The sequence below is a fragment of the Marinobacter sp. L-80 genome (assembly GCF_056859395.1).
Genome location: NZ_JBSXOI010000077.1, coordinates 384,573 through 400,127 on the forward strand (window position 1 = coordinate 384,573; position 15,555 = coordinate 400,127).

The 15,555-nt window shown below is 58.1% G+C and carries 12 protein-coding genes and 3 tRNA genes; 7 read left to right on the forward strand and 8 right to left on the reverse strand.

What is annotated here, in order from left to right; all coding sequences use genetic code 11:
* Positions 1 to 5: 5 nt before the first annotated feature.
* On the reverse strand, positions 6 to 1,343 hold the full coding sequence (locus AC13E3_RS21340) for an acetyl-CoA C-acetyltransferase (protein WP_075267570.1): 1,338 nt from the start codon (positions 1,341 to 1,343) through the stop codon (positions 6 to 8).
* 310 nt (positions 1,344 to 1,653) lie between these two features.
* Here AC13E3_RS21340 and AC13E3_RS21345 point away from each other — a divergent pair, with 310 nt between their 5' ends.
* The gene (locus AC13E3_RS21345) at positions 1,654 to 3,060 is read left to right on the forward strand and encodes a 3-oxoacyl-ACP reductase (RefSeq protein ID WP_482902476.1); all 1,407 of its coding nucleotides are present in this window, start codon (positions 1,654 to 1,656) and stop codon (positions 3,058 to 3,060) included.
* Between the two features lie 41 nt (positions 3,061 to 3,101).
* On the opposite strand, the gene AC13E3_RS21350 is transcribed toward AC13E3_RS21345, so the two are convergent.
* The 6 genes from AC13E3_RS21350 to AC13E3_RS21375 form a co-directional block, all read right to left on the reverse strand.
* Positions 3,102 to 3,177: transfer RNA gene (locus tag AC13E3_RS21350), tRNA-Val, on the reverse strand.
* A 22-nt stretch (positions 3,178 to 3,199) separates the two neighbouring features.
* A tRNA-Asp gene (locus tag AC13E3_RS21355) sits at positions 3,200 to 3,276 on the reverse strand.
* 67 nt (positions 3,277 to 3,343) lie between these two features.
* Positions 3,344 to 3,419, reverse strand: a tRNA-Val gene (locus AC13E3_RS21360).
* Positions 3,420 to 3,592: 173 nt separating this feature from the next.
* Complete coding sequence (locus tag AC13E3_RS21365; protein ID WP_482902477.1) at positions 3,593 to 3,850, reverse strand: hypothetical protein; 258 nt, start codon at positions 3,848 to 3,850, stop codon at positions 3,593 to 3,595.
* Between the two features lie 47 nt (positions 3,851 to 3,897).
* The gene (locus AC13E3_RS21370) at positions 3,898 to 4,770 is read right to left on the reverse strand and encodes a DUF2846 domain-containing protein (RefSeq protein ID WP_482902478.1); all 873 of its coding nucleotides are present in this window, start codon (positions 4,768 to 4,770) and stop codon (positions 3,898 to 3,900) included.
* 140 nt (positions 4,771 to 4,910) lie between these two features.
* Entirely contained in the window at positions 4,911 to 5,891 is a 981-nt protein-coding gene (locus AC13E3_RS21375) for a hypothetical protein (protein ID WP_482902479.1), read from the reverse strand.
* A gap of 296 nt (positions 5,892 to 6,187) precedes the next feature.
* On the opposite strand from AC13E3_RS21375, the gene purE reads away from it, so the two are divergent.
* From purE to AC13E3_RS21405, 6 genes are all read left to right on the forward strand, one after another.
* A complete protein-coding gene (gene purE / locus AC13E3_RS21380) occupies positions 6,188 to 6,679 on the forward strand; it encodes a 5-(carboxyamino)imidazole ribonucleotide mutase (RefSeq protein WP_482902480.1) in 492 nt (163 codons plus the stop codon).
* 169 nt (positions 6,680 to 6,848) lie between these two features.
* Entirely contained in the window at positions 6,849 to 7,967 is a 1,119-nt protein-coding gene (locus AC13E3_RS21385; RefSeq protein ID WP_482902481.1) for a 5-(carboxyamino)imidazole ribonucleotide synthase, read from the forward strand.
* Positions 7,968 to 8,038: 71 nt separating this feature from the next.
* The gene (gene sodB / locus AC13E3_RS21390; RefSeq protein ID WP_482902482.1) at positions 8,039 to 8,617 is read left to right on the forward strand and encodes a superoxide dismutase [Fe]; all 579 of its coding nucleotides are present in this window, start codon (positions 8,039 to 8,041) and stop codon (positions 8,615 to 8,617) included.
* Between the two features lie 282 nt (positions 8,618 to 8,899).
* Positions 8,900 to 10,960, forward strand: coding sequence for a putative bifunctional diguanylate cyclase/phosphodiesterase (locus tag AC13E3_RS21395; protein ID WP_482902483.1), 2,061 nt, complete (start codon positions 8,900 to 8,902; stop codon positions 10,958 to 10,960).
* A 22-nt stretch (positions 10,961 to 10,982) separates the two neighbouring features.
* On the forward strand, positions 10,983 to 11,570 hold the full coding sequence (locus AC13E3_RS21400; RefSeq protein WP_459422914.1) for a LemA family protein: 588 nt from the start codon (positions 10,983 to 10,985) through the stop codon (positions 11,568 to 11,570).
* 11 nt (positions 11,571 to 11,581) lie between these two features.
* Positions 11,582 to 13,579: a M48 family metallopeptidase gene (locus AC13E3_RS21405; protein ID WP_482902484.1), complete on the forward strand. Its 1,998-nt coding sequence runs from the start codon at positions 11,582 to 11,584 to the stop codon at positions 13,577 to 13,579.
* A gap of 4 nt (positions 13,580 to 13,583) precedes the next feature.
* On the opposite strand, the gene gspD is transcribed toward AC13E3_RS21405, so the two are convergent.
* Positions 13,584 to 15,536 carry a type II secretion system secretin GspD gene (gene gspD / locus AC13E3_RS21410; RefSeq protein WP_474546378.1) on the reverse strand — a complete coding sequence of 651 codons (1,953 nt, stop codon included), beginning with the start codon at positions 15,534 to 15,536 and terminating at the stop codon, positions 13,584 to 13,586.
* Positions 15,537 to 15,555 lie beyond the last annotated feature (19 nt).

Here is a 15,555-nt window from a genome sequence, read left to right on the forward strand (position 1 = left end):
GAAACTTACCGCTCCAGAATCGCTGTTACCCCCTGCCCGCCTGCGGTGCAGATGGAGATCAGGCCGCGGCCACTGCCCTTTTCCTCCAGCAACTTGGCCAGGGTCGCAATGATGCGCCCGCCGGTGGCGGCGAACGGATGGCCGGTGGCCAGGCTGCTGCCTTTTACATTGAGTTTGTCCCGGTCGATGCTGCCCACCGGCTTGTCCAGCCCCAGACGGTCCTTGCAGAAGGCGGGATCCTGCCAGGCTTTCAGAGTACACAGCACCTGCGAGGCGAAGGCTTCGTGGATCTCGTAGAAATCGAAATCCTGAAGTGTCAGCCCCGCTTTTTCCAGCATCCGGGGTACGGCGTAAGCTGGCGCCATCAGCAGCCCCTCTTTCTTGTCCACAAAATCCACCGCTGCCACCTCGGAGAACGTCAGCCACGCCTTCACCTCATGGTTATTCTCTTTCGCCCACTCCTCACTGGCCAGCAGCACGCAGGAGGCGCCATCAGTCAGCGCCGTGCTGTTGGCCGCCGTCATGGTGCCGTTGTCCCGGTCAAACACCGGCTTGAGCGTCGCCAGCTTCTCAAGGGTTGTATCCGGCCGCAGAATATTGTCCTTGTCCAGCCCCGCCAGCGGCGTCAGCAAATCTTTAAAGAACCCCTCTTCATAGGCCTTGGCAAGCTTCTGATGACTCTCCCAGGCCAGCCTGTCCTGATCTTCCCGGGGAATGTCCCACTCCCTGGCCATCACCTGGGCATGCTCCCCCATGGACATGCCGGTGCGAGGCTCCCGGTTCTCCGGAACCAAGGGCACGAGGTGCGCGGGCCGGAACCGCGCCAGAATCTTCAACCGCTCGCCGGTGGTTTTGGCCCGGTTCAGATCCAGCAGAATCTCCCGAAGCCCCTCGCTTACACCAATCGGCGCATCGGACGTGGTATCGGTACCACCGGCAATACCACATTCGATCTGCCCCAGGGCAATCCTGTTGGCCACCAGAATGGCTGCCTCCAGCCCCGTCCCGCAGGCCAGCTGAATATCATAAGCCGGTGTCTCCGGCGCCAGACCACAACTCATCGCCGACTCCCGGGTAAGGTTAAAATCCCGGGAATGCTTGATCACCGCCCCTGCCGCCACTTCCCCGAGGCGCTTGCCCTGAAGACTGTACCGATCCACCAGCCCCCGCAGCGCGGATGTCAGCAACTCCTGGTTACTGATCTTGCTGTAGGCGGTATTGGACCGCGCAAACGGAACCCGGTTACCACCCAGCACTGCTACGCGGCGAATACCCGAAGGGGCTGTGCTGGTCTTTTTTGAAGTAGCGGTTTTCTTGCGTGGAGTTTTCGATGCTTCTGCCATGATCAATCCAATCCTTTTGCGGAAAATTTCATTGCCGGATGGAGCATTGGGGGCTGGCCTCCCAAAACCGTGCGGAGCCATGGATGGCGGAGCCGAGCGTACAAGGACGTATTCACAGCGTGTTTTGGGAGGCCAGCCCCCAATGCTCCCTGCACCCAGGCTGGCAACAAGTGTAGCGACAACGCACAATGCCTCATTGGCACCCCTGACAACACCCTACAGGCATTGAGTCAATCCAAAAACTGTCCGATTCTTTACCCTGTAGACAATCCGCATCCAGAGAACCGATTGCAACCACAAGGAAGCCCCCATGTCCGACCTCTATCTTAGACTGGTAAACACCCCCGTTGGTAGAACCGCCGCACAATCCCTTGGTCTCCCCGCGCCCGCGCCACTGAAGCGCCTGAAGCGCACCGACCAGCCATTTATCGAAGGCGAGGTGCTCATCGGCGCCGCCAACGGCGGAAAAGCCATTGCCACTTTAGGCAGTATTCTCGGCGCCAGCGCGGCCACCCTTCATCACGCCAGCGAAAGCAATCGCCTGGCGGACTCATCGAAAGCCGGCAATAAAGCCCGGCCGCTGGACCTGGCCTCCGACATCAACCAGCGGTTTTCGGCCCTGGTGTTTGACGCCACCGGCCTGAAAGGTCCGGCCGACCTGCGGGCACTATACGACTTCTTCCACCCCACCATCAAAAAACTGGGCAGCAACGCCCGGGTGCTGGTTATTGGCCAGAACCCTGCCAGCTGCCGCAAGCCACCCCAGGCGGCCGCACAGCAGGCCCTCGAAGGCTTCGTACGCAGCGTTGGCAAGGAAATCGGCAAGAAAGGCTCCACGGCGAACCTACTGTGGATGGCCCCAGGGGCAGAGAAGCAACTGGATTCCAGCGTGCGGTTCTTCCTGTCTGCCCGCTCTGCCTATGTGTCCGGCCAGGTCGTGAAGGTCGGCAAAGGCAACGCCGCCCCTGCCACCAATCCCGTCGCACCACTGACTGGAAAAGTGGCACTGGTCACCGGAGCGTCCCGGGGTATCGGTGCTGCCATTTCTGAAACCCTCGCCCGGGACGGCGCCACCGTGATCGGCCTCGACATTCCGCCGGCCATGGAAGAACTCGAAAAAGTCACATCCGCTATCAAAGGTAAAGCTCTGGCCTGCGACATTACCGACGACAAAGCACCAAAGCTGATCGCCGACTTCATCGAAGAGCATTTCGGCGGCGTCGACCTGGTCATTCACAATGCCGGCATCACCCGCGACAAGACCCTTGGCAACATGCCGGAGCACTTCTGGGATATGACCATCGCAGTCAATCTGACCGCGGAGGAGTTGATCGACGAGGAACTGGCAAAGCGGGAGCTCATGAAAGAAAACGGACGCATTGTCTGTATTTCCTCCATCAGCGGCATCGCCGGCAACTTCGGACAGACCAACTACTCAACCGCCAAGTGCGGAGTGATCGGCTACGTGGAAGCCATGGCCCGGCAACTGAAAAACGGCATCACCATCAACGCCGTCGCCCCCGGGTTTATCGAAACCCGGATGACCGCCGCCATGCCGGTCACCATCCGAGAGGCCGGTCGTCGGATGAACAGCTTGTCCCAGGGCGGGCAACCGGTGGATGTGGCCGAGGCCATCGCCTGGTACTGCAGCCCTGCCTCCAATGGAGTGAATGGCAATGTTGTGCGCGTTTGTGGGCAGTCTTTGATTGGAAAGTAAAAAAGGGCCGATCCTCGCGGATCGGCCCTTTTTTGGAATTTTGGTGGGTGGTACTGGGATCGAACCAGTGACCCTCGCCTTGTAAGGGCGATGCTCTCCCAGCTGAGCTAACCACCCGGGAATACTTCATAAATAAAAGTGGCGGAGCGGACGGGACTCGAACCCGCGACCCCCGGCGTGACAGGCCGGTATTCTAACCAACTGAACTACCGCTCCGCATCAATTCCGGCCCTTGGGCCCGAACCTGAAACCGGATGGGGTGATCCGGTGATGCAACTGAAAGTGGTGGGTGGTACTGGGATCGAACCAGTGACCCTCGCCTTGTAAGGGCGATGCTCTCCCAGCTGAGCTAACCACCCACTTTCAAGCCTTCCTATCTAATCTAAAAAGGCATTCACTTGCTTGCCAGCCGTGCTGTCTCAATCAAGTGAGAGGCGCATTTTAAGCATTTGGCTGACGGTGTCAAATATTTTCCGGCAATTTTATAAAAAAACCTGCAAGCCATTCAAAAGCGTACAGTTTTTAAGCAAATTCAGTTTTTACCCGAGGTCTTGCCCGCGGTTTTGACTGCCCGTATGGCCGGGCGATTCTGGCCCGCCTGCTGAGCCTTCTCCTGGAGGGACAATTCACTGACACGGCTGCGCCTGTCTTCCGGAACCGCCCGATTGGCCAGGGAGCAGTTCAGGTCATCAAGCCGTTTCTGCAGATCGCCCCAGCTATCGAGTAGTTGGGGGACCACATCATCGGCCAGTTTTTCAAATCTGAGTCGAAGAGAATCCTTGAGAGCCATTGTTTTAATTTCCCGAGTCCTTCACCTGCCGTCAGTGTAGTCAGCACTCAGAAAATCCACCAGCCACCATCCGATTCTGCTTCTTCCCGACGCTCACGTTCCTGCTCCAACTCCGCGTATTCACGCTCCAACCTGTCGATTTTACGTTCCGTTTCCAGGGGAACCGTGGGACCACCGCCGAACGGCCAGAACCAGGAGGCCGATTCGTACTTGCCCTCCTCCTTCAGGCGCTCGATCTCGAGCTCCCTTTCCTCTTCCAGCAGCACCAATTGCCGCTCGTAATCGATGTCTTCGTTCACCTCCACAATGGAGGTAGCCGCATGGTTCGGCGCCAACAGATCACTGTTCAGAAAACGGGTGGAAACAATTTCCTCTGCCTGCATGGCATATTCCCGCGTCACCAGTTGGAGCTCGCCCTGAGTCAGCGGGTGGTCCGGATCCAGATCAGGATGCCGTTGGCCCGGCTCGGAAAGCTCATTATAACGCAGGTAATAGATCTGGCCTGGTTCAACTTCCAGCGTCGCATCGGCGATCAGGCTCAGACTGAAAGAGTTCATCCCCTCCAGCCCCAGCAACGGTCGGCGCATGGCGATATGGCGCTCCCCGGGACTTACCTCAAGCCAGGTAAAGCTGTCATTGCGGATGTTGAAATAGTGGGTGTCGTCAATGTAGACACTGGGGGCTTCGATCTCGTCGGCTGCCCATTGGGAATGGGTCCGGTAGAAATACAGCACGGCGTTGCGCCGGTCCCAGCTGTCGTTATCAATATGGACGAAATCATGGCCGGAAACCGGATGCAGGAACGAACCAACGCTCTTGCCGATGGACTGATAAATGGTACAACCCGACAACGCCAGCAACAGAAATACCGCCACCAGCGGTCGGAGAAAGGGAAAAACAGAAGGCACTCGGGTTTTCATTGTTGTTAACTCTTCATCCTGATTGCGAGTTGCCTGATCATAACAACTGCAAATCGCCAGAAATGAGAGCTACCGCAAGGGATGGCTACAAACCGTTACAAAACCCGAAATGCCTAAGACCAAAATCCTCTGGGGGCCAGTTACTGCCCGCTGACCTGACTCCGCAGCTGGTTCACCTCTTCAGACAGCCGAACCAGACGAGAAGTCAGCTGTGAACGGGAAGCATCGATCGACTCGACCGTTCGCTTCAGACCGGCCACCTCATTCCGGAGTGCCTGAACCCAGCCATCGCCGGCTAGCTCATCCGTCTCCCGCTCCAGAGCCGAAATCCGCCCCTCCATACCACTGATTCCAAGCTTCTGCTCCTGCTCGAATCGCCGGATACGGCTCTCGATCACCTGATCCACATCCGCCAGCTGCTGACTCAGTTTCGTCAACTGATCCGTTGCCTGCCGGTTGGCATCCTGCAGCGCCGTAATCGACGTCTCCGTCTGCTGCTTCAGAGAGGTAATATCTGCTGAAAGCGACGACCGAACTTTCTCTACCGAGGTTTCCAGAGCGCCAATAGACTTTTTGCCTTCCGCAAGGCCGGATTCCAACGCGGCGATCCGCTCCTGCTGCTCATCCAGACGTTTCTTGTTGCGCTCATTGGCAATGGCCCAAAGCTTACGAATCTCACTGTCCGCCGTATCCAGACGCTTGCTGTGCGCCGCTATCTGATCCTCCAGGGACGCTCCCCGCTCCTGCAGGTTCTCACCCGTCTCCGAAAGCTCACCCTCAAACCGGGCCAGCGCCAGCTTACTCTGCCGCGCCCAGTAATCCGCTTCCTCAAGCTGGCCTTCCAACGCCTGAACCCGCTGCTCCTGCGAATACCACCCAGCCCCGGCCGCAACGGCCAGTACAATCAACAGCAGCCACAACATCCCCGTGCGACCACGACCATTGCCGCCACTGCCCCCGTTAACGCCCTTGCCACCTTTGGGCGGCTTCGGCGGCGTTGATGGTTCGCCATTCCCACCGGCAGATGGCCTGGACTTCCTCTCGGCCGGCTTCTTCGTCTCGGCACTACCAATCGGTCGTTCAGCCCTCAGCTCATCTTCATCTGGACGGATGGGTTCCATTACAGCTCCTGACTATGGACGGTTAAAACAATAAGATCCGATAATACCTGTACTTACCCGCAGGTAAAAATGAAGCTGCGCTCATGCCGAATCTTCCAGAGCGTTAGGGGCGGAGTTGAGAGGCCTTTTCCGGAAATGTCTGAAGCCAAGGATGGCTTCAGTCAAGCGCACAGGGATGTGCTCGTAGCGGTTTCCGGAAAAGGCCTCTCAACTGCGCCTTCCGCCGAGGTTTGTTGCATGGTAGGTAGCCAAAACATACAATGGCCGGCTTTCCAATTATCACAGGACTGTTGCATATGCAGCCGCTTGTAGGTCTCATCATGGGCTCCAAATCCGACTGGCCCACCATGGAACACGCCGCCAACATGCTCGAAAAACTCGGCGTGGCCTATGAAACCAAAGTCGTCTCGGCCCATCGCACCCCGGATCTGCTGTTTGACTACGCCAAAACCGCCGCAGACCGCGGTCTGAAAGTCATTATCGCCGGCGCCGGCGGCGCTGCGCACCTGCCGGGTATGGTTGCCTCACAAACCGCTCTGCCAGTCCTGGGTGTACCGGTTCAGTCCAAAGCCCTGAACGGTCTGGATTCGCTGCTGTCCATCGTTCAGATGCCTGGCGGCATCGCCGTCGGCACCCTGGCCATCGGCAAAGCCGGCGCCACCAATGCGGGGCTGCTGGCAGCACAGATTATCGGCACCTTCGACGACAACGTTCGCAAAGCCGTGGAACAGTTCCGATCAACACAGACCGAAACGATTCTGGAAAATCCCGACCCGCGGGACCAGTAACGGAACATTCGGAGCAAGAAGCGGGCGGGACCTTGTGTCCAAAACACGCTACGAGCACATCCATGTGCGCTTGTTTCGGGCCGTCCCTGGCCCTCAACAGTTTTGGACACAAGGTCCCGCCCGCTTCCCGAACATTCGAGCAATGCCTGGATCAGGCAGGAGAACACAAATGAGAATTGGTGTACTGGGCGCCGGCCAACTGGGAAGAATGCTGGCACTGGCCGGATACCCACTGGCCAAGACCTTTGTTTTCTATGACATGTCCGGCAGCCCCAGTGCCGGCCTTGGTGAAGTCATCATCGACCGCGACGGCGAATACCTGGATGACTTTCTCTCAAGGGTTGACCGCGTTACTTACGAGTTTGAACACCTGCCGGTGGACGTCGCCGAGAAAATTGCTGCCCACAAACCTGTCCATCCCTGCCCCCGGGCCCTGCAGGTGTGCCAGAACCGGGAAGCCGAGAAAACCCTGTTCGGCCAGCTGGGCATCCCGACCCCGGAGTGGAAGATTGCCGACAGCGCGGCCTCATTGAAAGCCGCTGCCGAGGAACTTGGCTGCCCGGTGGTGGCAAAGTCCAACACCGAAGGTTATGACGGCAAGGGCCAGGCTGTGCTCAGAATGCCCGAGGAAGCAGAGGCTGCCTGGGAATCCATCGGCCACCCGCGCCTGATCGTGGAAAAGTTTGTCGACTTCCACCGGGAAGTCTCGATTATCGCGGTGCGCGCTGAAGACGGTGAACTGGCATTCTATCCGATTGCTGAGAACACCCACCACGAAGGCATCCTGCGTTACTCGATTGCGCCGGCACCCAAGCTCGAAAAACATATTCAGGGAGATGCCGAGCGCTACATCAAGGCACTACTGAACGAATTGGATTATGTCGGCGTACTAACTCTTGAGCTGTTCGAGACCGCCGATGGCCTGGTGGCCAACGAGATGGCCCCGCGGGTTCATAACTCCGGGCACTGGACCATCGAAGGGGCGATGACCAGTCAGTTCGAGAACCACATCCGCGCGGTGAGCGGCCACCCTCTTGGGAATGTCGCGCCCCGTGGCGTAAGCTGCATGATCAATATCATCGGCGAGCATGGCGACATCGAGCGCGTCCTCGAACTGCCCTATGCCCATATTCACCTCTATAATAAAGGTGAACGGCCGGGCCGTAAGCTGGGCCATGTGAACATTCTGGCAGACAGCTACGAGGAGCTGGTGTGGCGGGTGAAGAACTGCGCGCAGTTCCTGCCCGGCAGCCCTGAGTTTAAAAGTTCTTTGACAGCAAAGACTTGATATAACTCACACCGCCCTTATATTGGGTTGGTGAACGTAACCATAAACAGAGAGACAGGGAGAACGACCTCATGGCATTTGAACTTCCCGCACTGCCTTATGAAAAGAACGCACTGGAGCCGCACATCTCTCAGGAAACCCTTGAGTACCATTACGGCAAGCACCACAACACCTACGTTACCAAGCTCAATGGCCTGATCGAAGGTACAGACAACGCCAACAAATCTCTTGAAGATATCATCAAGAGTGCCAGCGGCCCGCTGTTCAACAACGCCGCGCAAGTCTGGAACCATACCTTCTACTGGCACTGCATGAGCCCGAATGGCGGTGGTGAGCCCACTGGCGCTGCCAAGGAAGCCATCGAGAAGGCTTTCGGTTCTTTCGAGGACTTCAAGAAAGAATTCAACGACAAGGCCGCCAACAACTTCGGTTCTGGCTGGACCTGGCTGGTCAAGAAAGCTGACGGCAGCGTTGGCATTGTTAACACCAGCAATGCTGAAACGCCGCTGACCGGTGCCGACAAGCCAGTGCTGACTGTCGACATCTGGGAGCATGCGTACTACATCGATTACCGCAATTCCCGCCCGAACTATCTGGAAGCTTTCTGGAACCTGGTCAACTGGGATTTCGTGAACGAAAACCTCGCCTGATCGAGGTCTCGCTTCCGGATACAGTCCCTCAGGACTGTGTTGAAACGCCCGCCCCAGGCGGGCGTTTTTGTGTCTGTCACATGAGAGCAATTACAATTTGATACAAGCACACCCTGAAATCTTTGAAAAAATCGCCGATACTCCATGAACATATCGAGACTCTGAACCATACTTAAAACCAATAATCAGGGTGAGGCCCCAAGCACGTCGCCCGAGGTGTGATACTTTCGCCCTGAATAATGCGGAACGATCGTCCTGCAAACCGGAATAAGACAGGCCTGAATGCAAAACTCCTTCGAGGTTGAACATCGCCTGGGCTATCGAATCTTACGGTGGATTCTTGCCGTGGCCCTTGTCAGTGGCGTTATTGTCAGCACCATACAGGTTATCCTGGATGCGCAGCGCGTGTCTCTGGGACTGGACAACGACGCAGAACAGACAATCGCGATGGTAAAAGACGCAGCCACCCAGGCAGTGTTCAGCATCGATGCCGAGTTGGCCCAGCAAGTGGTGGACGGCCTTTTCGCGAAAGAAGCCGTGCATATGGCCCGCATCGTCCACCCGAACGGCGATCCGCTGGGAAACCGCAACCGCCCGCTCCAGGAAACCGCCTTCCGCCCGGTGACCGATCCGATTTTCGAAGCCGAGCGCCTGTATCGGGAACCGCTGTTCCGGGAAGGCAGCCCGGAGAGCGTCTATGGCTATCTCGATGTTCACTATGACACCGCGCCGGCAGCCCGCACGTGGCTGGACAGGGCCGCGGTGACCTTCGCTTCCGGCATAGCGACGGCACTCATACTCGGAATGGTGCTGTTCTATGTTTTCCATCTGCTTCTGACGCGACCGCTGCTGAGAATCGTCAGTTCCGTGAAACAGGTGGACCCTGCTCATCCGGATGACCGCCTGGTTTCCACGCCTTCCGGCCACCAGAGCGACGAGCTCGGCCTCTGGGTAAACGCCACCAACAATCTCCTGGTCGCCATTGGTGACAGTCAGAAACGCCACCGGGAGGCGGAAGACCGTGTAAGCCGGCTGTCCCGCTATGATCAGCTCACTGGCCTGCCCAGCCGGGATACCTTCATGGAACTGCTGGTGCGGGACATCGAGGATGCCAGCAAGCGCAACGCGCAGCTGTCCCTGATCGTCTGCGGCATTGATGACTTCAAATCGGTAAATGAGCAGTGCGGTTTTCGCTCCGGCGACCTGATCCTGCAGACCATCGCAGACCGGCTGACCAGCAAGCTGGACAATGCCCGCTTTACCATTGCGCGCCTCGGCAGTGACCAGTTCGTGATTGTTCAGAAAGGACTGCGGGACGGGTTTCAGGCGGCAGACACGGCCGAGCGTATCCTTGCCTGTATCAGCGCGCCCATGCTGGTCGAGGAGCAGCACATTTCAATGACTGCCACCATGGGGGTTGCGCTGTTCCCGTCGGACACCAATCAGGCCGACCGCCTGCTGCAAAGTGCCGAGCAGACCATGACCCTGGCCAAGCAGAACGGCCATAACCACTTCCAGTTCTACGTTGCCAGCATTGACCAGGAAATCCGGGACCGTAAGCAACTGGAAAAGGATCTGTCCCAGGCACTTGCCAACCATCAGTTGCACCTTGTTTACCAGCCTCAGATAAACCTGGAAAGCAAGCGGGTGATCGGTGCCGAAGCGCTGTTACGCTGGGAGCACCCGATGCGGGGCATGGTGCCTCCCGACACGTTCATACCAGTAGCCGAAGCGAACGGTTCCATCGTTGAAATCGGCCAGTGGGTGCTGGACCAGGCCTGCTGGCAGGCCGCCCGCTGGGCATCGGATGGCTCTCCGCTGCGCATAGCCGTTAACTTGTCAGCGGTTCAGTTGCGCCAGGAAACCATCGTCGATGACATTCTCGATACCCTGCGACGACACAGGATTCCTGCTGGGCGCCTGGAGCTTGAAGTGACCGAAACCAGCTTCATGACCAACCTTTCAGATGCCGTGGCCAAACTTCACAGGCTCAACAAGGCGGGAATCAGCATCGCCGTGGACGACTTCGGTACCGGCTACTCATCTCTCACTTACCTGAAACAGATGCCTGTCCAGCACCTGAAAATCGACAAGCAGTTTATCCAGGACCTGCTGGTCAACGAGGAAGACACCAGAATCGCCAACACCATCATCGATCTTGGCAAGAGCCTGAATCTGACAGTGGTTGCCGAGGGCGTGGAAACAGCAGAGCAGGAATACTATCTGAGCCAGCGCGGCTGCAAGCTGGCCCAGGGCTATTTCTTCAGCAAGCCTTTGCCGCCCCGCGAATTTGAGACCTTCGTAAAAGGTTTTCACGAGCAAATCGTGGAAAATAACGCCTGATCAATCACCCTGAGGAGTAGCCATGGGAACTACCGTTATCGGCCTGATCGTTATTGCCGTCGTCGTTTTTTATCTGGTCTTTATCTATAACCGCCTGGTATCACTGCGCAACCAGTTCAAGAACGGCTTTGCCCAGATTGATGTCCAGCTACAGCGAAGGCACGATCTGATTCCCAACCTTGTGGAAGCAGCCAAGGCGTACCTGACCCACGAGAAAAGCACCCTCACCCAGGTGATGGAAGCCCGCAACAATGCGGTAAGCGCCCAGAAGGATGCGGCCAAAGATCCCGGTGATGGCACCAAGATCCAGCGCCTGGGCAGTGCCGAGAACCTGCTGACCAAGGCGCTTGCCAATTTCTACGCGGTGGCGGAAAACTACCCGGAACTGAAGGCCAACGAAACCATCCAGCAACTGATGGAAGAACTCTCCAGTACCGAGAACCGCGTCGCCTTTGCGCGCCAGGCCTATAACGATGGCGTGATGAGCTACAACATTTTCCGTGAGCAGTTCCCCAACAACTTTGTTGCCGGCATGTTCGCCTTCAAGGAAACGTCTCAGCTGGAACTGGAATCACCGGAAGCCCGCCAGGCACCGAAAGTGGCCTTCTGAGGCCCTGAGGCATGGCTCACCCCGGTTTCTTTCAGCGCCAGGCCCATGCCCGGCGCAACACCAGTCTGCTGGTTTTCCTGTTCCTGACGGCGGTCGCGTTTATTACGCTGGCCGTCTGTCTGGTGGGTTATTTCGTGACCCGTAGCGAATCCTCAGGTCTTGCCTTCCATCACTGGCTGCTCTCCAATCACGGTCTGTTAACGGCCGTTACCGTTGTCGGGCTGATTGTACTGGGTTCGCTGCTCCGTTGGGTCGACCTGGCCGGCGGCGGCGACCGGGTGGCCAAAATGGTCGGCGCGCGACCGATTGATCCGGATACCCGGGACAGTGACGAGCGCAAACTGCGCAATATTGTCGAGGAAATGGCCATTGCCAGCGGTGTTTCGGTGCCGGAGCTCTACGTAATGGACCTGGAAACCGGTATTAATGCGTTTGTGGCCGGTTACACGCCCGGCGAGGCGGTGATGGTTGTGACCCATGGCGCCATCACCCAGTTGTCACGAGACGAACTGCAGGGTGTAGTCGCTCACGAATTCAGCCATATTTTCAACGGGGATATGCGGCTGAACGTCCGGCTCATCGCCCTGCTTGCCGGCATTCTGATGATCGGGCAGATCGGCGGCTTCCTGCTTCGGGCCTCGCTCTACCGGGGTCACCGAGTGGGCCGATCCCGGGACGGCCGAGCCCAGGCTGCCATGGGCATTATCGGTCTGGCCCTGTTTGTGATCGGCTATGTGGGGGTTTTCTTCGGCCGGCTTATACAGGCGGCAGTCTCCAGACAGCGGGAGATGCTGGCGGATGCCTCTTCAGTGCAGTTTACCCGCAACCCCGAGGGTATCGCCGGCGCCCTGTTCAAGATCGGCATGAAGGGCGGCTACCTGGACACCACCAGCCACGCCAGCGATATGAATCACATGTGTTTTGGCGAGAGTGCCCGGATGAAATTTACCTCTTTGCTGGCATCCCACCCGCCGATCGACGAGCGAATCAATGCCATTCAACCGGGCATGCTGGCCAGATTACGCAGCCGGCTTCGGGATACCGAGCCCGGCTCCGACCTGTACCGCAATTCCACACCAGCGCAGGAAGCGGGGGCATCGGGCTTTACCGGCGCGGCATCCGACATCCTCGGACCGGTCACCGGCAGGAGCGGGCGAACATCACCGCTCGCATCAAGCCCGGAAAGGACCATAAAGCCGGGCCGGAAATTTTCAGATCAGGTGGGAACCATAAACCGGCAAAGCGAAGATTTCGCACTGCGATTCCTGGAACGGCTGCCAGCCACCTTTCGGAACCTTCTGTACACCCGTGCCGGGGCCACACAGCTTTGCTATGCCATGCTGATCAGTGAACTGCCACGCCCCCAGCAAACGGAACGACTGGACCTGCTGCCGGCTCACCCGGTATTGGGCTGCCAGCCTGAACTGCTGGAAAAACTGTTGCCCGCCCTGAAAACCATTGGTGAGGGCGTCCGCTTCCCTGCTCTGGAACTGGCCATGCCGGCACTACGCAAGCTGGACCCGGAAGAACGGGAAATGCTGATCACCAACGTCCAGAAACTGGTCGCAGCGGATAACCGGGTAACCCTGTTCGAACTGGCCCTGACAAGCTTTCTGTCCCGCCATCTGGGCGATGAGGCAGCCAGAGTGGTACCGGTTCGCTACAGGAGCTACAAGCCGGTCATGCCGGCCCTGCAGCGGCTCCTGAGCCTGATGGCGCGGGCTGGCTCTGAGTCCCAGGCTGACGCCGAAAAGCTGTATCGGGAGGCCATGGCAGGTTTCATGAGTGCGAAGGATGGTGTTGAACCGGTTCTGGAGAAAGTCACCATGCGCCAGCTGCGGGAGGCGTTGACTGCACTGAACGGCCTCTCGCCTCTGCTGAAACCGGCCATCATTGATGCCTGCGGGCACTGCATCACCCACGATGGCAAGGTGGAAACAAAGGAATACGAGCTGATGCGACTGGTGGCGGATCAGATGGATTGTCCGATGCCGCCACTGGCTGTCTGAGGGATTACTGGACCCGGGAGCTCCCGCCTTCGAACAGCGCGTCCACCGTCGGGCGCTGTTCTTCCGTCGGGACACCCAGTTTTTCACGGATGTTCAGATTCACGTCCCATAGCTGATTGAATTTGTCGGAGGTGGCTGCAACGGCCTCCTCTTTGCCCAGCATGATTTTCGGGCGCAGGAAAACCAGCAGGTTACGCTTGACCCGACGTTCCGACTCCGATGAGAACAGGCGTCCGATAAACGGAATATCACCCAGCAGGGGCACCTTGCTCCTGTTGACCTGGTAATCATCCCGGGTCAAACCGCCCAGCACGATGGTCTCACCGTCATCTGCCAGCACTGTGGTCTTGATTTCCCGCTTGTTGGTGACGATATCCGAGGCGTCCTCGATGCTGTCTGCCACGTTCTCCGTGGTCTGTTCGACGACCAGACGAACCAGACCATCGGCGCTGATGGTCGGGGTAACCTTGAGGGTCAGACCAATATCGCGACGCTCGATGGTGGTAAACGGGTTGGTGGTGCCGTCACCGACAACCGTCGACTGGCCAGTGCGGAACGGGACATTCTGGCCCACGATGATCTCCGATTCCTGGTTGTCCAGGGTGATGATGCTCGGCGTGGAAAGCAGGTTTGCCGCCGCCGAGGTGGAAAGCGCCTGCAGGAGAATCCCCCAACTGACACCATCCTCGTTACGCTGGCCGGCGCCGATGGTGATACCACCTGTTGCGGGGGTAATGGCGGATTCAGTCAGAATCGCGCTCAATACCTCACCCAGGCTGCGACCCACGTTGCCGAAGTTGGTGCCGGCCACTGGTGAGGATTCACCAGACTCGTCACCGACGGCAACCTGGACGCCCAGATCCTGACCCAATTCGTCACTGATCTCGACAATCGCTGCCTCAATCATGACCTGGGCACGACGCACATCCAGAGCAGCGACAATCTGCTCGGCTTCCTGCATCAGGGACGGCTCGCCCCGAACCACCAGCGCGTTCAACCCTTCATCGGCAAAAACCGCGAAATTGCTCTGCGGTCGTGAGCCTCCAGCGGAGCCCCCTGACCCTGAGCCTTCTTTAACCAGCTCGCCCATCACACCCTTGAGAATTTCAGTGAGATTCTTGGCATCGGCGTGCTTCAGCCGCAGCACCTTGGTAGCGCCACCGGTGGCTGACGGCTGATCCAACTGCCGGATCAGACCGCGCATCTTGTCCCGGAAGGTCTCATCACCCCGTAGAATCAGTCGGTTACTGCGCTCGTCCGCGGTAATGCTGTACTTTCTGGCGGCATTGTCACCACCGGCCCGACCCAGTTCATCCGGGGCCAATTCCTGCAGCAGAGTCACCATGTCGCCAACCCAGGCTTCCTGAAGCTGAATGACTTCCACTTCGTACTTGGACGGGCTATCCAGCTCCCGGACAATCTGCTCGATACGCTGGATGTTCGAGGAATGATCGCTGATGATCAGCGCGTTGGCCGCGGCCACACCGGCCAGGTGGCCGTACTTGGCCACCAGCGGGCGCAGGATCGGCACCAGCTCCAGGGCGTTGGCGTTGTCGATCTGGATAACCCGGGTGATCAGCTGCTCGGAGGGGGTTTCGGGAAATCGCTCCAGGATTTCCGCGGACTGTTTGGCATCAACCTGCTGCACCACCTTGATCACTTCTTCACCGGGAATCGCGGTAAAGCCATGAACATTCAGAACCGCCAGGAACAGGTCGTAAATCTCATCCTTGTTCATGGGCGCGCTGGAGAGCACGGTTACCTTGCCCTTCACCCTCGGATCCACCACAAAACTGTACCCGGTAATATCAGCCACCTGGGTCACGAACGCGCGGATATCGGCGTCTTTCAGGTTCAGCCGCCATGTCTCGGCTTCCTGCCCGTGCGCCAGGGACATAAAGGGAAGGAGAACAAGCAGGACAATAGCCCGCAAAAGATTGGTCTTATGGTTATACATCTGGCGATTTCGTCCTGTT